At 68.9% G+C, this 23598-nt stretch carries 20 protein-coding genes; 5 read left to right on the forward strand and 15 right to left on the reverse strand.

Annotation, left to right across the window (positions count from 1 at the left end):
* The first annotated feature begins 23 nt into the window (after positions 1 to 23).
* From LRS74_RS11390 to LRS74_RS11405, 4 genes are read left to right on the forward strand one after another with little or no spacing between them, the layout of a single operon-like run.
* Positions 24 to 1850: an ABC transporter substrate-binding protein gene (locus LRS74_RS11390; protein ID WP_277740900.1), complete on the forward strand. Its 1827-nt coding sequence runs from the start codon at positions 24 to 26 to the stop codon at positions 1848 to 1850.
* A gap of 9 nt (positions 1851 to 1859) precedes the next feature.
* A complete protein-coding gene (locus LRS74_RS11395) occupies positions 1860 to 2837 on the forward strand; it encodes an ABC transporter permease (protein WP_277740901.1) in 978 nt (325 codons plus the stop codon).
* A 14-nt stretch (positions 2838 to 2851) separates the two neighbouring features.
* The gene (locus LRS74_RS11400; RefSeq protein ID WP_277740902.1) at positions 2852 to 3895 is read left to right on the forward strand and encodes an ABC transporter ATP-binding protein; all 1044 of its coding nucleotides are present in this window, start codon (positions 2852 to 2854) and stop codon (positions 3893 to 3895) included.
* The gene (locus LRS74_RS11405; protein ID WP_277740903.1) at positions 3892 to 4998 is read left to right on the forward strand and encodes an oligopeptide/dipeptide ABC transporter ATP-binding protein; all 1107 of its coding nucleotides are present in this window, start codon (positions 3892 to 3894) and stop codon (positions 4996 to 4998) included. Before LRS74_RS11400 ends, LRS74_RS11405 begins: the two co-directional genes overlap by 4 nt.
* 30 nt (positions 4999 to 5028) lie before the next feature.
* Here the strand turns inward: LRS74_RS11405 and LRS74_RS11410 are convergent, their stop codons facing one another.
* The 8 genes from LRS74_RS11410 to LRS74_RS11445 all read right to left on the reverse strand — a co-directional run bounded on the left by LRS74_RS11410 (position 5029) and on the right by LRS74_RS11445 (position 13546).
* Positions 5029 to 5502 carry a hypothetical protein gene (locus LRS74_RS11410; RefSeq protein ID WP_277740904.1) on the reverse strand — a complete coding sequence of 158 codons (474 nt, stop codon included), beginning with the start codon at positions 5500 to 5502 and terminating at the stop codon, positions 5029 to 5031.
* Positions 5503 to 5587: 85 nt separating this feature from the next.
* The gene (locus LRS74_RS11415) at positions 5588 to 7420 is read right to left on the reverse strand and encodes an alpha/beta hydrolase (protein ID WP_277740905.1); all 1833 of its coding nucleotides are present in this window, start codon (positions 7418 to 7420) and stop codon (positions 5588 to 5590) included.
* 9 nt (positions 7421 to 7429) lie between these two features.
* On the reverse strand, positions 7430 to 7858 hold the full coding sequence (locus LRS74_RS11420; RefSeq protein WP_277740906.1) for a hypothetical protein: 429 nt from the start codon (positions 7856 to 7858) through the stop codon (positions 7430 to 7432).
* A 118-nt stretch (positions 7859 to 7976) separates the two neighbouring features.
* Positions 7977 to 9026, reverse strand: a complete 1050-nt coding sequence (locus tag LRS74_RS11425) for a dipeptide ABC transporter ATP-binding protein (protein ID WP_277740907.1) — start codon at positions 9024 to 9026, stop codon at positions 7977 to 7979.
* Positions 9013 to 9999, reverse strand: coding sequence for an ABC transporter ATP-binding protein (locus LRS74_RS11430; RefSeq protein ID WP_277740908.1), 987 nt, complete (start codon positions 9997 to 9999; stop codon positions 9013 to 9015). Before LRS74_RS11430 ends, LRS74_RS11425 begins: the two co-directional genes overlap by 14 nt.
* Before the next feature lie 12 nt (positions 10000 to 10011).
* Positions 10012 to 10992, reverse strand: coding sequence for an ABC transporter permease (locus LRS74_RS11435; protein ID WP_277740909.1), 981 nt, complete (start codon positions 10990 to 10992; stop codon positions 10012 to 10014).
* Positions 10985 to 11908: an ABC transporter permease gene (locus LRS74_RS11440; protein ID WP_277740910.1), complete on the reverse strand. Its 924-nt coding sequence runs from the start codon at positions 11906 to 11908 to the stop codon at positions 10985 to 10987. The genes LRS74_RS11435 and LRS74_RS11440 overlap by 8 nt, the downstream gene beginning before the upstream one ends.
* 3 nt (positions 11909 to 11911) lie before the next feature.
* Entirely contained in the window at positions 11912 to 13546 is a 1635-nt protein-coding gene (locus LRS74_RS11445; protein WP_277740911.1) for an ABC transporter substrate-binding protein, read from the reverse strand.
* Positions 13547 to 13733: 187 nt separating this feature from the next.
* Between LRS74_RS11445 and LRS74_RS11450 the strand changes: the two genes are divergently transcribed.
* Positions 13734 to 14861 (forward strand): glutamate--cysteine ligase, encoded by a 1128-nt coding sequence (locus LRS74_RS11450; RefSeq protein ID WP_277740912.1) that lies wholly within the window; start codon positions 13734 to 13736, stop codon positions 14859 to 14861.
* A 46-nt stretch (positions 14862 to 14907) separates the two neighbouring features.
* Here LRS74_RS11450 and LRS74_RS11455 read toward each other — a convergent pair whose 3' ends face one another.
* The 7 genes from LRS74_RS11455 to typA form a co-directional block, all read right to left on the reverse strand.
* Positions 14908 to 15141, reverse strand: coding sequence for a hypothetical protein (locus tag LRS74_RS11455; protein WP_277740913.1), 234 nt, complete (start codon positions 15139 to 15141; stop codon positions 14908 to 14910).
* Between the two features lie 190 nt (positions 15142 to 15331).
* The gene (locus LRS74_RS11460; protein WP_277740914.1) at positions 15332 to 16486 is read right to left on the reverse strand and encodes a dipeptide ABC transporter ATP-binding protein; all 1155 of its coding nucleotides are present in this window, start codon (positions 16484 to 16486) and stop codon (positions 15332 to 15334) included.
* Positions 16479 to 17537, reverse strand: a complete 1059-nt coding sequence (locus LRS74_RS11465; protein ID WP_277740915.1) for an ABC transporter ATP-binding protein — start codon at positions 17535 to 17537, stop codon at positions 16479 to 16481. The genes LRS74_RS11460 and LRS74_RS11465 overlap by 8 nt, the downstream gene beginning before the upstream one ends.
* Before the next feature lie 11 nt (positions 17538 to 17548).
* Positions 17549 to 18544, reverse strand: a complete 996-nt coding sequence (locus LRS74_RS11470) for an ABC transporter permease (RefSeq protein ID WP_277740916.1) — start codon at positions 18542 to 18544, stop codon at positions 17549 to 17551.
* Positions 18537 to 19463 (reverse strand): ABC transporter permease, encoded by a 927-nt coding sequence (locus LRS74_RS11475; RefSeq protein WP_144381324.1) that lies wholly within the window; start codon positions 19461 to 19463, stop codon positions 18537 to 18539. The genes LRS74_RS11470 and LRS74_RS11475 overlap by 8 nt, the downstream gene beginning before the upstream one ends.
* A gap of 101 nt (positions 19464 to 19564) precedes the next feature.
* Positions 19565 to 21190: an ABC transporter substrate-binding protein gene (locus LRS74_RS11480; RefSeq protein ID WP_277740917.1), complete on the reverse strand. Its 1626-nt coding sequence runs from the start codon at positions 21188 to 21190 to the stop codon at positions 19565 to 19567.
* A 453-nt stretch (positions 21191 to 21643) separates the two neighbouring features.
* Positions 21644 to 23545 carry a translational GTPase TypA gene (gene typA / locus LRS74_RS11485; RefSeq protein ID WP_277740918.1) on the reverse strand — a complete coding sequence of 634 codons (1902 nt, stop codon included), beginning with the start codon at positions 23543 to 23545 and terminating at the stop codon, positions 21644 to 21646.
* Positions 23546 to 23598 lie beyond the last annotated feature (53 nt).

Raw genomic sequence — 23598 nt, forward strand, 5'->3', positions numbered from 1 at the left:
CAGCCAGGGCAGGTGGAACGATCATGACCTCAGATCCCTCGACCCCCCGGGGCCCACGGCGCGCGCGGCGCGGAGCGCGGCCGGCCGCCGCCGCCCTGGCCGCCGCGGTCCTGACGCTCTCCGCGTGCAGCAGCGGCGGCGGAGGCGGCGACCCCGACGACGACCCGAGCCGTAAGACGGACAAGAACCGGGCCGAGAACTACTCGCTCGGCACCAAGGCCGACTCCACCGGGCCCGCCGCGCCGGTCCCCGGCGCCAAGGAGGGCGGCACGGTCAACGTCCTGCAGCGGGACGCCTTCACCCATCTGGACCCGGCGCAGATCTACTACGCCGACCAGCTCAGCGTGCAGATGCTCTACAACCGCTCGCTGACCACGTACAAGATCGACGCGAACGGTCGGGTCAAGGTCGTCGGCGACCTCGCCACCGACACCGGCACCTCCTCCGACGGCGGCCGGACCTGGACCTACACCCTCAAGGACGGCCTGAAGTTCGAGGACGGCTCGCCGATCACCTCCGCGGACGTACGGCAGAGCGTGGAACGGCTGTACGCGAAGTTCGCGACGGACGGGCCGCAGTACATCCCGCAGTGGCTCTCCGGGGAGGGCCAGTCCTTCCGCAAGGCGCTGCCCGACGGCCCGTACAAGGGCGACCACCTGCCCGACGACGTGCTGGACACCCCGGACGACAAGACGGTCGTCTTCCACTTCCGCGAGCCGCACGCGGACACCCCGTACGCCGTGGCCATGCCCAACATCGGCGCGGTACCCGCCGAGCCGGGCAAGGACACCAAGGAGCGCTACGACACCCACCCGGTGGCCTCCGGCCCGTACAAGATCGGCACGCTGAAGGCGGGCAAGTCGCTGACGCTGGTGCGCAACGAGCACTGGGACCCGAGGACGGACCCGGTGCGCCACCAGTACCCGGAGCGGTTCGCGGTCAGCTTCGGGGTGCAGGAGCCGGACTCGGCGCGCCGGCTGCTGGCCGAACGCGGCGGCGACCGGCAGGCGATGTCCTTCACCAACGCGGTCACCATCGAGGCCGGCCCCTCGGTGCTGAAGGACGACGCGACCAAGGACCGCACCTTCAACGAGGTGCAGCCGTACGTCGACTACATGGCGATCAACATGGATCGGATCAAGGACAGGAAGGTCCGTCAGGCGCTGGCCTACGCGCTGCCCAACCATCAGATCCTGGGCCAGCTCGGCGGCGCCCGGGCCGGTCAGGTCGCCGGCAACCTGCTCTCCCCGTCGCTGGCCGGCTGGAAGGACATCGACCCCTACGGCAAGAAGAAGTTCCCCGCCGGCGACACCGCCACCGCCAAGAGGCTGCTGCGCGAGGCCGGCAAGGAGGGGCAGGAGATCGTCTACGCCTACCCCAACACCACCGAGTACCAGAAGATCTCCGTGGTGGTCACCCAGGCGCTGGAGAAGGCCGGATTCCAGGTGGAGAAGAAGGAGATCGACTCCAACAACTACACCACCGAGATCTCCAAGGTGGACAACGGCTTCGACATCTACCGCGCCTCCTGGGGGGCCGACTGGCCGGTGGGCTCCACGGTCGTCCCGCCGCTGTTCGACGGCCGTAGCGTGGTCGACGGCTCGCAGAACTACTGGCACCTGCGCAACGGCCTGGTGAACGCCGAGATCGACCGCATCAACAAGATCACCGATGTCGAGGCGGCCGCCGACGAGTGGGTGAAGCTGGCGGAGAAGATCCTCACCGAGGACGTCCCGGCGGTCCCGATCTTCTACAACCGCCAGTGGTCGATCTGGGGTTCGGGGATCGGCGGGGTGAAGTACCACCCGGTGTACGGCACGGCCGCGCCCACCGACGTCTACGTCAAGTGACCCCTGCCGATGCTGAGGTTCCTGTGGCGCCGGACGCTCGGCGCGCTCGTCATCGTCCTGGCCATCAGCGCGATCACCTTCTTCCTGTTCTTCGCGCTGCCGACCGAGCCGGCCCAGCTGGCCTGCGGCAAGAACTGCGGGCCGGAGGCGCTGGCGATCATCGATGAGAACCTGGGGCTCGACGAGCCGGTCCCGGTGCAGTACTGGCACTACCTGGTGGGCATCGTCGCCGGGCGGGACTTCGACATCGGCCACTGCGACGCGCCCTGCCTGGGCTACTCGTTCCGCAACAACCAGCCGGTGTGGGAGACCATCCTGGACCGCTATCCCACCACGCTGTCCCTGGCCTTCGGCGGCGCCGTGGTCTTCCTGCTCGTCGGCGTGTCCATCGGCATGCTCGCCGCCGCCCGGCGCGGCACCGTCGTCGACAAGCTCCTCAGCTCCCTGTCGTTGATCGGCAACTCGCTCCAGGTCTACTTCGTCGGCACCATCGCGCTGTGGCTGCTGGTGGACTCCTGGGACCTGATCGACCGCCCGGCGTACGTGCCGATCACCGAGGATCCGGCGGGCTGGTTCGGGGGGATGCTGCTGCCCTGGCTGGTGCTCTCCATCATCTTCATCGCCAACTACAGCCGGATGACCCGCTCGCAGATGATCGAGCAGTTGGACGAGGACCATGTGCGCACCGCGCGGGCCAAGGGGCTGCCCGCGCGGACGGTCTTCTTCCGCTACGCCTGGCGGGGCGCGATGGCCCCCATCGTCACGCTCGTCGGCATCGACCTGGGCTCGCTCTTCGGCGGCGCCATGGTCACCGAGTTCACCTTCACCCTGCACGGGCTGGGCCGGCTGGCGGTGGAGTCGGTGACGGAGAAGGACCTCCCCATGCTGATGGGCGTGATGCTCTTCAGCTGCACCGCGATCGTGATCGCCAACATCATCGTGGACGCGCTCTACGCCGTCATCGACCCGCGTGTGCGCCTGGCCTAGGAGTGACGACCCACGTGACCAGCACCGTGACCGAGCGGCCGGGCCGCGGCGGCGACGCCGCCCCGTTCCTCTCCGTGACCGAGCTCTCGGTCCGCTTCGCCACCGAGGACGGCACCGTCAAGGCGGTCGACGGCCTCTCCTTCTCCCTGGAACGGGGCCGCACCCTGGGCATCGTCGGCGAGTCCGGCTCCGGGAAGTCCGTCACCAGCCTGGCCGTGCTGGGGCTGCACGACCCGCGCCGCACCACCGTCGCGGGCCGGATCCGGCTGGCCGGGCAGGAGCTCACCGGCGCCGGTGAGCGCACCCTGGAGCGGCTGCGCGGCAACACCATGGCGATGATCTTCCAGGACTCGCTCACCGCGCTCTCCCCCTACTACACGGTGGGCCGACAGATCGCCGAGCCCTACCGGCGCCACACCGGAGCCTCCCGGCGCGAGGCCCGGTCGCGCGCCGTCGAGATGCTCGCCAAGGTCGGCATCCCCAACCCCCGGCTCCGGGTGGACGACTACCCGCACCAGTTCTCGGGCGGGATGCGCCAGCGCGCGATGATCGCGATGGCGCTGGTCTGCGATCCCGAGCTGCTGATCGCGGACGAGCCGACCACCGCGCTGGACGTGACGGTGCAGGCGCAGATCCTGGACCTGCTGCGCGACCTCCAGCAGGAGACCGGCTCCGCGATCATCCTGATCACCCACGACCTGGGAGTGGTCGCGGGCGCCGCCGACGAACTGCTGGTGATGTACGCGGGGCGGGCGGTGGAGCGGGGCGCGGTGCGCGAGGTGCTGCGCGACCCGCGCCACCCGTACACCTGGGGGCTGTTGGCCTCGATGCCCCGGCTGGACTCGCCGGTCGACACGCCGCTCACTCCGATCCCCGGCGCCCCGCCCAGCCTGCTCGCCCCGCCGCCGGGCTGCCCCTTCCATCCGCGGTGCGGCTTCACCGGGGAGGTGGACGGGGAGCGCTGCCGGACCGAGCGGCCCACACTGCCACCGGGGCGGGGGGCCGCCTGTCATCTGACCGAACGGCAGCGGGAGCGGCTGCGGGGGGCGCCACGATGAGCGAGGAACTGCTGGTCGCGGAGCGGCTGACCAAGCACTTCCCGGTACTGGGCGGGTTTCCGTTCCGCCGCCGGGTGGGCGCCGTGCGGGCGGTCGACGGGATCGATCTGACCGTCCGGGCGGGCGAGAGCTTCGGGCTGGTCGGCGAGTCCGGCTGCGGCAAGTCCACCACCGGGCGGCTGCTGACCCGGCTGCTGGAACCCACGGCGGGCCGGATCGCCTACCGAGGCGAGGACATCACCCATGCGCGTCGCCGCGCCCTGGCCCCGGTCCGCTCCCAGATCCAGATGATCTTCCAGGATCCGTACTCCTCGCTGAACCCCCGGCAGACGGTGGGCGCGATCATCTCCGGCCCGATGGAGATCAACGACATCCGCCCACCGGGCGGCCGCGAGGCACGCGTACGCGAGCTGCTGGAGGTGGTCGGCCTCAGCCCGGAGCACTACAACCGCTTCCCCCACGAGTTCTCCGGCGGCCAGCGCCAGCGCATCGGCATCGCGCGCGCCCTGGCCCTGGAACCGAGGCTCATCGTCGCGGACGAACCCGTCTCGGCGCTGGACGTCTCCATCCAGGCCCAGGTCGTCAACCTGCTCCAGCAGCTCCAGCGCGAGCTGGGCATCGCCTTCCTCTTCATCGCCCACGACCTGGCCGTGGTACGACACTTCTCCCAGCGGGTGGCGGTGATGTACCTGGGCAAGATCGTGGAGGTCGGCGACCGGGACGCGATCTACGGACGGCCCAGGCACCCCTACACGCACGCCCTGCTGTCGGCGGTCCCGGAGGCGGACGCCCTGATCGACGCGGACGAGGACGGCGAGGTGGCGTCCTCACCCCCCACCCGCCGCGACCGCATCCGCCTGCAGGGCGACGTCCCCTCCCCCGTCACCCCGCCGTCGGGCTGCCGCTTCCGGACACGCTGCTGGAAGGCACAGGAGAAGTGCGCCCAGGAAGAACCGCCGCTGGCCCGCGCGGAGGGAAGCGCGGAGGGTCACCTGACGGCTTGCCACTTTCCAGAGGCGCCTACGCTCGCGGGGCGGGGCGAGGATGTGGTACTGGATCCGGCGCTGCGGGCCACCGAGTCGAGGGATGGCAAGCCGGGCTGAGCAGGCTGTTGTCAGTCTGTCCACGACAAATCAGTAGTCGTTCGGATTCACACCTTCAGGGGAGCGATAGCCCGGGGATACAACGGCGAAGTAGATGAGGTCTTCCTGGGAAGCATTCGGAGATTGTTTGGGCTTGGTGCTCCTGATCAAGAGTTCGGCGTGCACTGAAAAATCATCCTTCTCATGGATGGCTTTGATCTGCAACTGGCGCGCCTTGGAATTTGCGTGACCATACTTCGTAAGTCGCCATCCCTTCTTCGGCAGCTCGTCACGCAAGCGCTCGAACCCGCGAGTCAACTCTTCCGGGGAGAGCTCCGAGACAGACCAGGAGTGCCGAACACTGTACTCCCCGTCCTCCTGGTCATAGGTCACCGCTCTAGGACCACCCGGCGAGACTTCTCCACGAAGTCTGGTGGTATCGAGTAGGTCACTGGACAACTGGCTGGCCAATTTTTCCGCCGCCTTAGGGTGAACTTCCTTCAAAGCCTCACCAGAATGCCCCATAGAACTACACCCCGCGATGTTCAGGAGGACTGCAGTAGCGGCGAGAGCCAAGCCACGCCGACGCGTTTTCCGAATCCGAGCAACACTAGTCATCGACAAGCTCCACTTCATCATAGAGCCCCGCAACGACTCTTGCCTGATTCAGGATACTGAGACTCGGCTCACCCTTCTCCCGGTCATACTTCCAGTATCCGCTATGCCCCTCCGTATCAGTAGCCATCTGGTTGGCGCCGAAGCTGTCGTCGCTCGGAATGGCCTTACCGAAAGGGCCCAGCCATCCCTGGAACCAACGACCCGCTTCCGGTACCGCATCACCGTCGGCATCCTCATTCCACACATGCCCCTTGGGCACGTCCAACCTCTCAGCCTTCTGCACCTCAACGGTCGGACTCCCCGCGAAGACTATGTCGTCCGCGCCCAGGTGCCCCTGACGAGCAGCGGAACCGATGAGCGTGCACCCGTAAGAGTGCCCAATCGCGGTGATACGGCTATCCGCTCCTGAAGTGTTGGCCGCATTGAGACCATCGATGAATTTGTTGAATGCGGGCGCCCCGTCGTCTGCATATTTGTAGCTGAGAGCATCCGATTGAACAGTCTGCGGCGCATCGTAGCCGACCCAGGTGACGGTCGAGACGCTCTTTCCCTTCGCTACCTGACCAACCGTCTCATGCATATCGACCATGCGGTTAATGTCCCCCTCGAGATTACCGAGCCCCGATTTGGTGCCAGGGACATATACAGCGGTATGGTCGGCGGTGTCGGGATTTCCATTGGCGATGATGGCACGCCCTCCGCCTTCCGTACTGAAACCCAGCAGATACGCCTCGGGCAGACCGTCCTTGCCTCCTGTTCTATCGAAGCGGCTCTGGATGTCATCCATGCCCTTGATCTGCTCCTCAAATTTCTTACGCTTGGCGTCCCATTCATCCCACTCGTGGCTCGTGATGGTCACGGCCTCCTTATGTTGAATGGTCTTGGGTCGACCGTCTTTCGGCTGGCTCGCGCTGTGGTGAGCCAGAGCTATTTCAATCTCGGCACGTTTCTCTGCCAGCACGGTGCGGTTTGCCTCATTGCGGACCTCTGCGGGAAGGCCGTCGAGGCCACCAATACTGTCGGGCTGCAGAGTGATCAGGGCATCCTGCTGGTCCGGGGACAGGCCCTTCCACCACTTGGCGTTATCTGCCGGACTGCCTTTCTTGGGCAGGTCCTTGATGTCGTCCAAGTAGTCCTTCGCTGCCTTGCGGACCCCCTCCGTGTCCCCCTTCGCATCGATCCAGTCCTCATCGGACACCGTCAGATCGTCATCCGCCCTCAGCTGCCGCAACTTCGGCGCCCACAGGTCGTCCGCCTCCGTGGCCTCCTGGATGGCCTGGGCGATGCGGTTGGCGATCTCTGCCGCCTTGGCGTAGTTCGGGTTGGGGTTGAAGTTGGCCGCCTGGTCCTGGAGCGACTTCGCCGGGTCGGGTGACTCGTCGATCGCGGCCAAGCCCGTCTTGGGCCGCTTCGCGATACCGGCGACCTTGCCACCCGCCGGAACCTTGCCGTCCGTCTCCTTCTCGCCTGCCGCCGGATAGCTCACCGAGCCGTCGGAGTTGACCGTGAACTTCTCGGCTTCCGCATCCCCGACCGCCCTGTCCAGCTTGCGCTTCGCCTCCCGCAGCTCCGCGGCCAGCGCGTTGAGACCCGTGCTCACCAGGCCGCACTCGACCTGGACGTAGTGGAAGTTCTTCGAGAGCTCGGACAGCTGTCCCAGAGCCGCCGTCAGAGCCTGCCCGTCGAGATCCTCCCGCATCTTGGCGGTGATCTGCCGCTCCAGAGCCTCCTTGGCGTGCTGCGCCATGTTGCTCGTCGACTGGTAACCGTCGGCCGCGCCCTCGAACTCAGCCGGATTAAGCCGCTTCAGCGTCGTGTAGTCCATGACTTCAGATCACCCCTTGCCCTTGCCGCCCAGAGCCGGGGTGTCCGCGTAGCTGGTGACGAGCATGTTGAACCCGGTGGCAACATCCGTCTCGTACTCGGCGAAGTTGTTCGCCGCGTACTGGAGTTGCGACTGAAGCCCGGTGCACCTACCGGCCACGCTGGTCAGGTACGTCTTCCACGAGTCGTACACGTCCCGCTGAGCCACCGCGCTCTTCACCCCGCCGGCTCCACTGGTGTCCCCCGCGCCTACGCCCTTCTGCCCCTCCGTCAGCTTCGTCTTGGCGGTGCTGACGTTCTGTTCGAGCTTGCCGACGCTGCTCGCGGCCGTCGTCCAGGCCGTCTTGCTGGTCTTGAGCCTGTCCGAGCCGCCCCCACCGGTCTTCCCCTTCGCGCTCGCCAGGTTCATCCCGAAGCTCGCAAGGACCCCGCCCGCCATGTCACTCGTGCCCTTCTGCGTTCTGTGACGACACAACGACGCAGAGCATATGGCGGTTCTCGATCAAGGACCTGAGTACGGGTACTCAGATCGGCAATTCGTGCTCGACGCCTCGTGACTACGCCGGTCCGGGGCTCCGCGGCGCCGTCTTCGGGGTCTCCTCGGCGAAGTGACACGCCGACGGGTGTGCGGCGGGGACGTCCAGGCCGCGGAAGACCGGGGGGACCGCAAGCAGCGGTACCTCCAGTTCGCAGCGCAGTCGCGCCTTCCAGCAGCGGGTGCGGAAGCGGCAGCCGGAGGGTGGGGCGGCCGGGGAGGGGATTTCGCCGTGGAGGAGGATGCGCTCGCGGCGGTGGCGGGCGTCCGGGTCGGGGACGGGGACAGCGGAGAGCAGGGCCTGGGTGTACGGATGGGTGGGGTGCTCGTAGATCTCGGTGTCGGTGCCGGTCTCGGCGAACCGGCCCAGGTACATCACCGCGACCCGGTCGGAGATGTGCCGCACTACCGACAGGTCGTGGGCGATGAAGACGTAAGCGAGGTCGAACTCGTCCTGGAGGCGCTCCATCAGGTTGACGACCTGGGCCTGTACGGAGACGTCGAGGGCGGAGACCGGCTCGTCGGCCACGATGACCTCGGGGCGCAGCGCCAGCCCGCGGGCGATGCCGACGCGCTGCCGCTGGCCGCCGGAGAACTGGTGGGGATAGCGGTTGACGTACTCGGGGTTGAGGCCGACCACGTCGAGCAGCTCCTGGACACGGCGGCGGCGGTCCCCCTTGGGCGCCGCCTCCGGGTGGATCTCGAAGGGCTCGCCGATGATGTCGCCGACCGTCATCCGGGGGTTGAGCGAGGTGTACGGGTCCTGGAAGACCATCTGGATGTTGCGGCGGACCGCCTTGAGGGCCCGGCCTGACAGCTTGGTGATGTCCTCGCCCTTGAAGAGGACCTCGCCCGCGGTGGGTCGTTCCAGCGACACCAAGAGCTTGGCGACGGTGGACTTGCCGCAGCCGGACTCGCCGACGATGCCCAGCGTCTCGCCGCGGTGGAGCTCGAAGGAGACGCCGTCCACGGCCCTGACCGCGCCCACCGGCTTCTTGACCACGACGCCCCGGGTGAGGGGGTAGTGCTTGACCAGGTCGCGCACGACGAGGATGGGGTCATCGCCGCTCACCGAGGGTCTCCTTCCAGAAGTGGCAGGCGCTGGTCCGGCCGGGGGCGACGTCGGCGAGCGGCGGCGGGTCGGTGCGGCAGACGTCCCGCGCGCGGGGGCAGCGCGGGTGGAAGGGGCAGCCCGACGGGAGGCGCCCCGGGCCGGGCGGCAGGCCCTTGATGGCGTACAGCTCGCCGCCCCCGCGGTCCAGGCGGGGGACGGAGTCCAGCAGGCCGCGGGTGTACGGGTGGGCGGGTGCCGCGTAGAGCTCGGCCACGGGCGCGGTCTCCACGATCCGCCCCGCGTACATCACCGCGATGGTGTCGGCGACGTCCGCCACCACCCCCAGGTCGTGGGTGATCAGGATGAGCCCCATGGCGCGTTCTCGGCGCAGCTCCGCGAGCAACTCCATCACCTGGGCCTGGACGGTGACGTCCAGCGCGGTCGTGGGCTCGTCCGCGATGATCAGGTCCGGCTCCAGCGCCAGCGCCATCGCGATCATGATGCGCTGCCGCATGCCACCCGAGAACTGGTGCGGATAGTCCCCCGCCCGGTCCCGGGCCGCCGGGATGCCCACCCGTTCCATCAGCTCCACCGCCCTGGCCCGGGCGTCCCGGCGGGACATGCCCCGGTGCACCCGGTACATCTCGCCGAGCTGGGTGCCCACCGGCACCACGGGGTTGAGCGCGGAGAGCGCGTCCTGGAAGACCATCGCCATCTGGGCGCCGCGCACCCTCCGCCGCTCCTCGCGGCCGGCGGTGAGCAGGTCGCGCCCCCGGAAGAGGACCCGACCGCCGGTCACCCGGGCCGGTGGGGAGTCGAGGATGCCCATCACGGCCTGGGCGGTCACCGACTTCCCGGATCCGGACTCGCCGAGCACGGCGAGTGTGCGCCCCGCGTCGACGGCGCAGCTGACGCCGTCGACGGCCCGCACCACGCCCTCTCTCGTGCGGAACTCGACCCGCAGGTCCCGCACCTCCAGCAGCCTGGTCATCGCGCGAACTCCTCAGCGCAGCTTGGGGTCGAGGGCGTCGCGCACCGCGTCGCCGAGCATGATGAACGCCAGCACCGTCAGGCTCAGCGCGGCGGCCGGCCAGAGCAGCATGTGCGGGGCGTTGCGGATGTGGCTGGAGGCGGCGGAGATGTCGATGCCCCAGGAGACGGTGGGCGGCTTGAGCCCCACGCCGAGGAAGGACAGCGTCGCCTCCAGCGCGATGTAGGTGCCCAGCGCGATGGTCGCCACCACGATGACCGGGGCGACGGCGTTGGGGGCGATGTGGCGCAGCAGCAGCCGGCCGTCGCCCGCCCCGAGCGCCCGCGCGGCCTGCACATAGTCCGTCTCCCGGACGGTGACCACCGAGCCGCGCGCGATGCGGGCCAGCTGCGGCCAGCCCAGCAGCACGATGAAGCCGACCACCGGCCAGATCGATCCCCCGGTCACCACGGAGAGGAACACCAGCCCGCCCAGCACGATCGGGATGCCGAAGAAGACGTCCGCCACCCGGGACAGCAGCGCGTCCCCCCAGCCGCCGTAGAAGCCGGCCAGCCCGCCGAGCAGGCCGCCCAGCAGCAGGACGCCGGCGGTGGCGCAGACGCCGACGGTCATGGAGGCACGCGCTCCGTACACGGTGCGGGTGTAGACGTCGCAGCCCTGCGCGTCGAAGCCGAAGGGGTGGCCGGGCGAGGCGCCCTCCTGGGCCCGGGCCAGCTCGCAGTGGAGCGGATCGCCGGTGGCGACGGACTGCGGCCAGACGGCGATGACCAGGAGGAAGAGGATCAGCAGGGCGGAGATTACGAAGACCGGGTTGCGGATCAGGTCGTGCCAGGCGTCCGACCACAGCCCCCGGGGCCGCTCCGACGGGTCGCCGCGCCGCCGCTTCCCGGGCCCGCGCTCCAGCGTCTCGGCCTCGCCGGTGGCCAGGTCCAGCGCGCCGCCGCCGGTGGGTGCGATGGCCTCGCGACCGTCGTACGGGGGCTGCTCAGGCATAGCGGATCCTCGGGTCGAGCACGGCGTACAGGAGGTCGACGAGCAGGTTCGCCAGCAGGAAGATCAGCACCAGGATGGTCACGAAGCCGACCACGGTGGGCGAGTTCTGCCGCAGGATGCCCTGGTAGAGCTGGTAGCCCACGCCGTGGATGTTGAAGATCCGCTCGGTGACGATGGCGCCGCCCATCAGCGCGCCGATGTCGGCTCCGATGAAGGTCACCACCGGGATCAGCGAGGTCCGCAGCAGATGGCGGGTGATGATCCGGCGCCGCGGCAGCCCCTTGGCCACGGCGGTGCGCACATGGTCGGCGCGGGCGTTCTCGACGATCGAGGTGCGGGTGAGCCGGGTGGTGTACGCCAGCGAGGTCAGCGCCAGCACCAGCCCGGGCAGCAGCAGTTCGCCCAGCGGCGCTCCGGGCGGCACCGTGGGGCTCACCCAGCCCCACTCCACGCCGAACAGCAGCTGGAGCACATAGCCGCTGACGAAGGTGGGCACGGAGACCACGACCAGCGTCAGCAGCAGCACCGAGCTGTCCAGCGCGCGTCCGCGGCGCAGTCCGGTGAGGACGCCGAGGCTGATGCCGACGAGCAGTTCGATGAAGACGGCGACCAGCGTGAGCCGCAGGGTGACGGGGAAGGAGAGGGCCATCAGCGCGGTGACCTCGTCGCCGTTGAAGGCGGTGCCGAAGTCGCCCCGGAAGATCTGCCCCATGTACAGCAGGTACTGCTTCCACAGCGGCTCGTCGAGGTGGAGTTCGGCGCGGATCCGGGCGGCGGTGGCGGGGTCGGGGGCCCGGTCGCCGAAGAGGGCGGCGACCGGGTCGCCCAGCGCGTAGACCATGAAGAAGATGAGGAAGGTGCTGCCGAGGAACACCGGAATCATCTGGAGCAGTCGCCGGAGCACATGGCGGCGCATCGCTCAGCCGACCCTGATCTGGTGGTAGACGGGGACGCTGAACTGGTTCAGGGCGACGTCGCGCAGTCGGCTGGAGTAGCCGGCGCTGCCGTTCTGGTACCAGAGCGGGATGGCCGCCATCTGGTCCCGCACCACCTCCTCGGCCCGCTGGAATTCGCGCACCGCGAGGACGGGGTCGGACTCGGCGTTGGCCCGGTCGATCAGCCGGTCGAACTCCCGGTCGCTCCAGTGGCCGTCGTTGGAGGAGGCGTCGGTGTAGTACAGCGGCTGGAGGAAGTTCTGGATCAGGGGGTAGTCCATCTGCCAGCCCGCGCGGAAGGGGCCCTTCATCGCCTTGGCGGCCATGCGGTTGCGGAAGTCGGCGAAGGTGCCGACGGGGTTGCCGACGCACGCCCGGTCCCGGCGCAGCGCGTTGTTGACGCTGTGGCAGACCGCGTCCACCCACTCCCGGTGCGAGCCGGTGTCCGCGTTGTAGGTGATCGTCATGCGCCCGCCGGGCAGCCCGCCGCCCTCCTCGATCAGCCGGCGTGCCCGCGCGGGGTCGTAGCGGCAGGCGGGCCCGCACAGCCCGGCCCGGTAGCCGCCGTCCGGGCCGAGGACCGGGGAGGTCCAGTCGGTGGCGGGGGTGCGGGTGCGGGCGAAGATCCGCCGGGTGATCTGCTCGCGGTCGATGGCCATCGAGATGCCGGTGCGCACCTTGACCGCGCCCGGCCCGGTCCAGTCCTTGTCGTAGAACGGGAAGGCGAGGGTCTGCAGGATGCCGGCGGGCTGGTTGACGTACCGGCCGTCCAGGTCGCTTCTGACGTTCTTCAGCTGGGCGGCGGGGACGTCGTCGACCAGGTCGAGGTTGCCGGCCTGGAGGTCGGTGTAGGCGGTGTTGCCGTCGGTGTAGACGCGCAGGTCCACGCCGTTGTTGCGGGCCTTGTCGGGGCCGGGGTAACCGCGCCAGGTGCGCAGCCGCATCGCCCAGCCGCGGTCGTACGAGGCCACCTGGTAGGGCCCGTTGCCGATGGGCTTGTCCAGCCACGCCCGGTGGTCGTCGAAGAACGCGCGCGGCAGCGGCGCGTAGGCGTTGTAGCCGAGCGTCTCCGGCCAGGTGGAGAACCTCTGCCGCAGGGTGACGGTGAAGGTCCGGTCGTCCTCGACCGACAGCCCCGACAGGGTGCGGGCGGTGGGGGCGCCGTGGTCCGGGTGGACCTTCTCGTAGCCCTGGATGTACTCGAAGAAGTAGGCGTTGCGCTGCCTGTTGTCGAGCAGCGCGGCGTAGTTCCAGGCGTCCACGAACGAGCGGGCGGTGACCGGCTCGCCGTTGCTGAAGGTCCAGCCCCGCTTGAGGGTGACGGTGTAGTGCCGCTGGTCGTCGGTGTCGATCCGCTCGGCGAGCATGTTCCGCGCCTCGCCGGTCTTCGGGTCGTAGCTCTTGAGCCCGCGGAAGATCATGTCGAGGACCTTGCCGCCCTGGACCTCGTTGGTGTTGGCCGGCTCCAGCGGGTTGGGCGGGTCGCCCCAGGAGGAGCGCACCACGCCGGGGGCGATGCCGTCGGCCTCGACCCCGCCGCCGCAGCCCGCGGCGGCCGGCGCGGCCAGCACGGTCAGCGCGACGCAGGCGGCCCGGGGGACACGGGCGGGTCCGCGCATGGGGTGCCTCCTCGAAGCCGGGATTCCTCCCGACTTAACCCCACATGACCCTTCCGACACGGCGTGTGACGCACCTTACGGGCCGGCCGGCCCGAGGACACGCCACCGACCGGGTGAAAGGCATCCGCGCCGGGTATGGAGCAGATAGTTCTCCGAAGTACGCAGTACCCCACAGACGCACCTCACCATGAGCGAACGGGGATACTCCGCGGTGATCGAGGACCTACCCACCATCGGGGTCGAGGAGGAGTTCCTCCTGACGGACCACGCCACACGGGCGCCGGTCCCCTGCGCCCCGGTGGTCATCAAGCGCGCTCGGGAGAGCCTCGGCGACCAGGTCGGCGACGAGTTCGTGCCCAGCATGCTGGAGACCCGCACCCGACCCGTCGCCACCCTGGGCGACCTGCGTCGGGAACTGCTGCGGCTGCGCGCGGGCGTGGCCGCGGCCGCCGCCGAGGTCGGCTGCCGGGCGGTGGCCTCCGGCACCCCGGTGGTGCCGCCCAGGGGCCGCCCCGAGGTCACCGACAAGGACCGCTATCTGCGGATGGTCGCCGAGTACGGCCCGCTCGCCACCGGCGACCAGGGGCTCGCCGTCTGCGGCTGCCACGTCCACCTCGGCGTCGCCGACCGGGACCACGCGGTGCGGCTCGGCAACCATCTGCGCGGCTGGCTGCCCACCCTCCAGTCGCTGGCCGGGAACTCGCCCTTCTACGCCGGCCAGGACTCCGGGTACGCCAGCTGGCGGACGATGCGCTGGGCGCAGTGGCCCGGCAGCGGCCCGACCCCGCATCTGCCGGACGCCGCGGCCTACGACGCGCTGGTCGACTCCCTGGTCGACTCCGGGATGCTGCTGGACCGCACGATGGTCTACTGGTACGCCCGTCCCTCCGAGCGCTTCCCCACGGTCGAGCTGCGGGTCGCCGACGTGAGCGCCGCGCCGGAGACGGTGCTGCTGGTGGCCGCCCTGGCCCGGGCGCTGGCGGCCGTGCTGCTGGCCGAGGTCCGGCATGGCACGCCCGCCCCCGCCATCCCCGACGCGCTGCTGCTCGCCGCGCACTGGCGCGCGGCCCGTGACGGTCTGGGCGGCGCCGGGGTCGACCTCCACAGCGGCCGGCCGCGCCCCGCCGTCGAGCTCGTCGACGCGCTGGTCGAGCGTGCCGCCCCCGGTCTGGAGGCCGCCGGGGACCTGGCGCTGGTCCGCGAGGTGTGGGGCCGGCTGCGGGCCACCGGCGACGGCGCGACGCGACAGCGCGCGGCGTTCCACCGCCGGGGCCGGCTGAGCGATGTGGTGGACGAGTTCGCCCTACCGGCGTGATCCGAGCCCGCCGGGCGGGCGGGCTCCGGGGGTCTCCGGGCGGGGCTCAGAGGTGTGCGCGCAGGTGCTCCGCGACGGCGCGGGTCCACGCGGTGAGCTCGCCCCGGTGGCCCACCCGCCCCTCGCACAGGACGGCGACCTGGGCGTCGCTGAGCCGGTTGGGGCCGGGCATGTCCAGCATGCGCGCCATCGACTGGAGCACGGTCGCCAGCCGCTCGGCGTCCGTGTGGCTCAGCATGACCAGCGCGTGGGTGTGGCCGAGCGTGGTGGAACCGGGCATCGGGGCCTCCTCTGGTCGGACCGCCGGCCCCCGTTCTTCACCGTACGACCGCCCCGGCCGCCGTCGCCACCGGCCACGGAACGCCGACGCGTACGACGGACGCCCGGGCCGATCGGTCGGTGACCGATCGGCCCGGGCGTCTCGCGGCGCGCGGCCCCTGAGCGGGCGCACCGCCCCTCAGCGGGGGCGGTCAGGCGTGGACGACGTCCTTCTCCTCTGCGAAGTGGCACGCCGAGGCGTGGGCGGCCAGCGAGTCGACGCCCTTGAAGCGCTCGGGGATCGCCAGCACCGGCACCTCCTTGGCGCACTTGTCCTCGGCCTTCCAGCAGCGGGTGCGGAAGCGGCACCCCGACGGCGGGTTGGCCGGGGAGGGCACGTCGCCGGTGAGGATGATCCGCTCGCGGCCCTCGCGGGAGCCGGGGTCCGGGACCGGGACCGCCGACAGCAGCGCCTGGGTGTAGGGGTGCGTCGGGTGGTCGTAGATCTCGGCGTCGGTGCCGATCTCCGCCATCTTGCCCAGGTACATCACGCCGACCCGGTCGGAGATGTGCCGGACGATGGACAGGTCGTGCGCGATGAAGATGTAGGACAGGTTGAACTCGTCCTGGAGCTTCTCCATCAGGTTGATGACCTGCGCCTGCACCGAGACGTCCAGCGCCGAGACCGGCTCGTCGCAGATGATGATCTCCGGGTTGAGCGCGAGGCCGCGGGCGATGCCGATGCGCTGGCGCTGACCGCCGGAGAACTGGTGCGGATAGCGGTTGATGTACTCCGGGTTGAGGCCGACGACCTCCAGGAGCTCCTGGACCTTGCGACGCCGGTCGCCCTTGGGAGCCACCTCCGAGTGGATCTCGAAGGGCTCGCCGATGATGTCGCCGACCGTCATCCGCGGGTTGAGCGAGGTGTACGGGTCCTGGAAGACCATCTGGATGTTGCGGCGCACGGCCTTCAGGGCCCGGCCGGACAGCTTGGTGATGTCCTGGCCCTTGTAGAAGACCTCGCCGGCGGTGGCCCGCTCCAGCGTCATCAGCAGCTTGGCGACGGTGGACTTGCCACAGCCGGACTCGCCGACGATGCCCAGCGTCTCGCCCTGGTAGAGGTCGAAGGAGACGCCGTCGACGGCCTTGACCGCGCCGACCTGCTTCTTGAACAGGATGCCCTGGGTCAGCGGGAAGTGCTTGACCAGGTTGCGGACCTGGAGGATCGGCTCCCCCCGCTCCACCGGCGCCTCGATCGCCGCGACCGCCTCGTCGACGGTCTCGGTCCGCGCCACCTCCACCTCGGAGACGGCGTCCTCGACGGACTCCTTGGCCACGGCCTCGTCGTTCTTCTTCGGCTCAGCCATGGATCGTCTCCTTCCAGAAGTGGCACCCGCTGCCGCGGCCCGGCAGCTCGGCGCCGTCCCGCTCGGTGACCTGGTGCAGTACCGGCACCTCTTCCCGGCAGATGTCCTGCGCCTGGGGGCAGCGCGGGTTGAAGGCGCAGCCCGACGGGATCCGCAGCAGGTTGGGCGGCAGGCCCTTGATCGCGAACAGCTCCTGGCCCTTCTGGTCCAGGCGCGGGATGGAGTCCAGCAGGCCCTTGGTGTACGGGTGCGCCGGGCGCTTGTAGAGCTCGTGCACCGGGGCGGTCTCCACGATCCGTCCGGCGTACATCACCGCGATCTTGTCGGCGACGTCCGCGACCACGCCCAGGTCGTGGGTGATCAGGATCAGGCCCATGTTGTACTCGCGCTGAAGCTCCGCGAGCAGGTCCATCACCTGGGCCTGGACGGTCACGTCCAGCGCGGTGGTCGGCTCGTCCGCGATGATCAGGTCCGGCTCCAGGGCCAGCGCCATCGCGATCATGATGCGCTGGCGCATACCGCCGGAGAACTGGTGCGGGTAGTCCCCCACCCGCTCCTTGGCGGCCGGGATGCGCACCCGGTCCATCAGCTCGATGGCCTTGGCCTTGGCCTCCTTCTTGGAGAGGCCCTGGTGGACCCGGAACATCTCGCCGAGCTGGTAGCCGACGGAGAGCACCGGGTTGAGCGAGGAGAGCGCGTCCTGGAAGATCATCGCGATCTTCTGGCCGCGCAGCTTGCGGCGCTCCTCGGCGGACATCTTGAGCATGTCCTGGCCGCGGAAGAGGATCTCGCCCTGCGGGATCTTCCCCGGCGGCATGTCCAGGATGCCCATGATGGCCTGCGCCGTCACCGACTTGCCGGAGCCGGACTCGCCGAGCACGGCGAGCGTCTCGCCCGAGTTGACGGAGTAGTTGACGCCGTTGACCGCCTTGGCGACCCCGTCACGGGTGTGGAACTCCACATGCAGGTCACGGACTTCGAGCAGCGGGGTGGCGTCGTCGTCCGCACCGCGCGGGGCGGGCACGGCGTCGGTCTTCTCGATCGTGGTCACGTACGCCTCCCTCAGCGCAGCTTGGGGTCGAGGGCGTCGCGCACCGCGTCGCCGAGCAGGATGAACGCCAGCACGGTCAGGCTCAGGAAGGTGGCGGGGACGAGCAGCACATGCGGGGCGTCGCGCAGGGTGTTCTGCGCGTCGGAGATGTCCACACCCCAGGACACGGTCGGCGGCTGGAGGCCGATGCCCAGGTACGACAGGGTCGCCTCGGCGGAGACGTATCCGCCCAGCGCGATGGTGGCCACCACGATCACCGGGCCGATGGCGTTCGGCAGGATGTGCCGGAAGAGGATCCGGCCGGTGCCGGCGCCGAGCGCGCGCGCCGCCGTCACGAAGTCCGCCTGCTTCTGGGTGATGACCGCGCCGCGCATGACGCGCGCGATCTGCATCCAGCCGAAGGCCGCGAGGGCCAACACCACGGTCCACACGGTGCGGCGGGTGAACGCCTGCAGCAGGACCATGCCGCCGAGCAGCAGCGGAATGCCGAAGAAGACGTCGGTGAGGCGCGACAGAAGGGCGTCGACCCAGCCGCCGAAGTAGCCGGCGAACATGCCGAAGAGGCCGCCGAACACCGTCACCGCGAGGGTCACACAGGTGCCGACGATCACCGAGGCGCGGGCGCCGTGGATCGTCCGGGCGTACACGCTCTGACCCTGGCCGTTGTAGCCGAACCAGTCGTCCTGGAAGAAGTGCGACCACTGCGGGGAGCCCAGGTAGTGGTTGCGCAGATCGGCGTGGCGGGGGTCGGCGCCGGTGAACAGGCTGGGGACGGCCGCCATGAGGATGAACAGCACCAGCAGCGCGGCGGAGATCCAGAACAGCGGGGAGCGGCGCAGCTCGCGCCAGGCGTCCTGCCCCAGGCTGCGGGCCTTCTCGTGCCGCTCCTTGTCGCCCGGACCGGGCACCACGTGCTTGCGGTCCACCTGCTTCTCGTTGTCCAGCGCGGGCTGGGCGGCCGCCACCGCCGCCTGGGTGTGGGCCGGGGAATCGTAGAACTCAGGCATAGCGGATCCTCGGGTCCAGGACGGCGTACAGCAGGTCGACGACCAGGCTGCTCACGAGGTAGACGAGGACGAGCACCGTCACGATGCCGACCACGGTGGGGCCTTCACTGGTCTGGATGGCCCGGAAGAGCGTGTTGCCCACGCCCTGGACGTTGAAGATGCCCTCGGTGACGATCGCGCCGCCCATCAGCATGCCGAGGTCGGTGCCGAGGAAGGTGACGACGGGGATGAGGGAGTTGCGCATCAGGTGCACGCCCAGGATCCGGCGTCGCGGCAGGCCCTTGGCCATGGCGGTGCGCATGTAGTCGGCCCGCAGGTTCTCCACGACGGTGGTCCGGGTCAGCCGGGTGACGTACGCCAGGGAGAGCGCGCCGAGCACCAGGGCCGGCACGAACAACTGCCCCAGGTTCATGGAGTCCTGGACCGTCGGGGTGATGACCCCCCACTTCATCCCCAGGAAGAACTGGGCGAGGAAGCCGATCACGAAGACCGGAATGGAGATCACGACCAGCGTGATCACCAGTACGAACTGGTCGAGGAACTTGCCGCGCTTGAGACCCGTCAGAAGACCGAGGGCGAGACCCGCGACCACCTCGATGGCGAAGGCGAGCAGCGCCAGCCGGATGGTCACCGGGAAGGCGTCGGCCATCAGGTCGGCGACAGGCCGGCCGGTGAAGCTCTGCCCGAAGTCGCCCTGGAAGAGGCCGGTGAGGTAGTTCCAGTACTGGGTGAGCAGCGGGTCGTCCAGCCCGTACTCATGGCGCAGTCTCTCGACCGTCGCCGGATCGGCTGCCTTGGAGCCGAAGAGGGCCTTGATGGGGTCGCCGGGCAGCGAATACACCATCAGGAAAATGAGCAGTGTGGTCCCGATGAAGACCGGGATCATCTGGAGCAGTCGCCTCGCGACATAACGCCCCATGTTGTCCTCCTGTCGCCGACGGGCCAGCGGCCGCCCGGCCCAGGGACATATGTCCGAGGGCAGGCGGCCGCTGAGCCTGCGTCACTGCAAGCGTGTCCCGGTTACTTCTTGACCTCGACCTCGGTCCAGATCGCCTGGCGGAAGGTGTCGAACTTGACGTTCTGCACCTTCGTGGAGTGGCCGGCGTTGGTGTGGTCGAAGAAGAGCGGGATGGAGGGCATCTGCTCGGAGAGCTTCTTCTCCACCTGGTGGTAGAGCTTGTTCGACTCCTCGATGGTCTTGGCCTTGTCGGCCTTGTCCATCAGCTCGTCCAGCTCCTTGTCGCTGAACTCCATGTCGTTCGCACCGGCACCGGTGCGGTACTGCTCGGAGATGAAGTTGGAGATGTTCGGGAAGTCCTGGACCCAGGCCATCCGGAACACGCTGTTCATCTTCCGGTCGGTGATCTCGGTGCGCAGCTGCTGGAAGGTCGACCGGGGGTCGGCGACGCACTCGACACCGGCGTTCTGCCGGATGTCGTTGCAGACCGCCTCGGCCCACTCCTTGTTGGAGCCGTCGGCGTTGTAGGCAAGGGTGATCTTGCCGCCCGGGACGCCGCCGCCCTCCTTGATGAGCTTCTTGGCCTTCTCGGGGTTGAAGGTGCAGAACTCACCGCAGGAGTTGGCCTGGTAGCCCTCGACGACCTTCGGGGTCCAGCCGTCGGCCGGGTCCTTCGAGCCCTTGAGGGCCGTCTTGGCGATGGTCTCGCGGTCGATCGCCATGGAGAGGCCCTGGCGGACCTTGGCCTTCTCCGGCTTGCCCCACTCCTTGTCGTACAGCGGGAACGCGATGTTGGTGTTGCCACCGAACATCTGGTCCGTGGCGCGGTCGCCGAGGTCGTTCTTGTACTGCGCCAGGCTGCCCGGAGGGATCTGGTACATGATGTCCAGCTTGTCGGACACCAGGTCGTTGTAGGCGCTGTCTTCCTTGTTGTAGAACTTGAAGATCACGCCGCCGTTCTTCGGCTTGTCGCTGCCCTTGTAGTTCTTGAAGCGCTTGGTCTTGAACTGGACCTTGTGCTCCCAGTCCCCGTCCATCTCGTAGGGACCGTTGCCGATCGGGTGCTCACCGAAGGCCTTGGTGTCCTTGTAGAACGCCTTGGGCAGCGGGTAGAACGCGTCGTAGAACAGCCGGTCCTTGAACGTCGCGACGGGCTGCGCCAGTTCGATCGTGAACTCGTGCTCGTTGACGATCTTCAGGCCTGACATCTTGTCAGCCTTGGGGTCGCCCTTCTCCGGGTGGACCTCGTCGTAGCCCTTGATCGGCGCGAACCAAGAGGCGTTCAGCTGCGCGTTCTTGGCGTTGGCACCCCAGTTCCAGGCGTCCACGAAGGAAGCGGCCGTCATCGGCTCGCCGTTGTGGAAGGTCCAGCCCTTCTTCAGCTTGACCGTGAAGAGCTTGTTGTCCTTGGTCTCGACGCTCTCGGCCGCCTGGTTCTGCAGCTTGCCGTCGATGTCGTAGTCGACCAGACCACGGAAGAGGTTCTTGACGATGTAGCCGCCGCCGACCTCGTTCGTGTTGGTCGGGATGAGCGGGTTCTGAGGCTCGACGTTCTGGTACGTGTACGTACCGTTCGGGTCGACCTCTCCCTTCCCGCTGTCGCTGTCACCGCCGCCGCCACAGGCGGTCGCGGCCATGGCCACGATCGACGCCATCGCGACCCACTTGGCGCTCTTGGCTCCGCGCATGGGTATGCCTCCTCAGGAGTCCACTGTCACTACGAGGGAGGGCACCGGGTGCACGCTGACACCCCTGACAGCGACGGAACCTGGAACCCCCCAGTGCGCTCGTAGGCCAGCGCTCCCCACAGCGCGTGACCCATTGACCCGAGCTCGATGGACCCCATGATTGAGCACCCGCGCCTTGTAAACCACACTTAAAGGGTCTCGCTTTGGTCACATCGTCTACGCGCGGAGCCTCGAAATCCGGACAAAGGCACCGCAGACAGACACCCGCGAAACGGACTGTTAACGCATCATCCGGACCCCCGGCTCCGATATCCGAACCAGGACGTAGCGATATTCCGTTGACGAGCGGGTCCTCAAACAGCAGCAGCCCGGCCCCTCTGAAACGGATTCAGAGGGGCCGGGCCGTTGCCGACAGTGAGCACCGGGCGCCCCCGCGACGGGGGCGCCGGGGCGTCAGGAGTGCTTGGCGCGCGAGGCGGTGCGGGCCCGCTCCTTCTGGTCCAGGACCACCTTACGGATACGGACCGCCTCCGGGGTCACCTCGACGCACTCGTCGTCGCGGCAGAACTCCAGCGACTGCTCCAGGGAGAGCTTGCGCGGCGGGACGATCGCCTCGAAGGAGTCGGCGGAGGAGGAGCGCATGTTGGTGAGCTTCTTCTCCTTGGTGATGTTCACGTCCATGTCGTCGGAGCGGGAGTTCTCACCGACGATCATGCCCTCGTACACCTCGGTGCCGGGGTCCGTGAAGAGCACGCCGCGCTCCTGAAGGTTCGTCATCGCGAAGGCGGTGACGGCGCCCGAGCGGTCGGCGACCAGAGACCCGTTGTTACGGGTGGTCAGGGTGCCGAACCACGGCTCGTGGCCCTCGTGGATGGAGTGGGCGATGCCGGTGCCGCGGGTGTTCGTCAGGAACTCCGTACGGAAGCCGATGAGGCCGCGGGACGGCACGACGAACTCCATGCGGACCCAGCCCGAGCCGTGGTTGGACATGTTGTCCATACGGCCCTTGCGGACGCCCATGAGCTGCGTGACGGCGCCCATGTGCTCCTCGGGCACGTCGACGGTCATGCGCTCGACGGGCTCGTACGTCTTGCCGTCGATCTCCTTGGTGACGACCTGCGGCTTGCCGATCGTCATCTCGAAGCCCTCGCGGCGCATCTGCTCGACGAGGATGGCCAGCGCCAGCTCACCGCGGCCCTGCACCTCCCAGGCGTCCGGCCGCTCGGTGTCCAGGACGCGCAGCGAGACGTTACCGATCAGCTCGCGCTCCAGGCGGTCCTTGACCTGGCGGGCGGTGACCTTGCGGTCCTTGACGGCCGCCTTGGCGTCCGCGCCCTTGCCGGTGCCACCGCGGCCGACCAGCGGCGAGGTGTTCGTGCCGATGGTCATCGAGATCGCCGGCTCGTCGACCTTGATCAGCGGCAGCGCGATCGGGTTCTCCGGGTCGGCGAGGGTCTCGCCGATCATGATGTCGGGGATGCCCGCGACCGCGCAGATGTCGCCCGGTCCCGCCTTCTCGGCGGGCTTGCGGGTGAGCGCCTCGGTCATCATCAGCTCGGTGATGCGGACGTTCGCGACGGAGCCGTCACGCTTGATCCAGGCGACGGTCTGGCCCTTGGCCAGCTCGCCCTGCTCGACGCGGAGCAGCGCGATACGGCCGAGGAAGTTGTCCGCGTCGAGGTTGGTGACGTGGGCCTGGAGCGGCGCGGTCTCGTCGTACGTCGGGGCCGGGACGTGCTCCAGGATCGTGGAGAAGAACGGCTCCAGGTTGGTGGAGTCGGCCGGAACCGTGCCGTCCTCGGGCTTGGTCAGCGAGGCGATGCCGTCACGGCCGCAGGCGTAGACGATCGGGAACTCGATCTGGTCCTCGTCCGCGTCCAGGTCCAGGAAGAGGTCGTACGTCTCGTTGACGACCTCGTCGATGCGGGAGTCCGGGCGGTCCGTCTTGTTGATGCACAGGATGACGGGCAGGCGCTGCTGGAGGGCCTTGCGGAGCACGAAGCGGGTCTGCGGCAGCGGGCCCTCGGAGGCGTCGACGAGCAGCACGACCGCGTCCACCATCGACAGACCGCGCTCGACCTCGCCGCCGAAGTCGGCGTGGCCGGGGGTGTCGATGATGTTGATCGTGATCGGGGCCCCGCCGTCCTTGGGGTGGTACTTCACCGCCGTGTTCTTGGCGAGGATCGTGATGCCCTTCTCACGCTCCAGGTCGTTCGAGTCCATCACTCGGTCGTCGACCTGCTGGTGCGCGGCGAAGGCACCGGCCTGCTTGAGCATGGCGTCGACGATGGTCGTCTTGCCGTGGTCGACGTGGGCGACGATGGCGACGTTACGGATGTCGTGGCGCGTGGGCATACGAGCGGCGCTTCTCCCGGAGTATGTGGATGGCCACGCGTACGGTCCGGCAC

This window comes from Streptomyces sp. LX-29, from assembly GCF_029541745.1.
Lineage (GTDB): Bacteria > Actinomycetota > Actinomycetes > Streptomycetales > Streptomycetaceae > Streptomyces.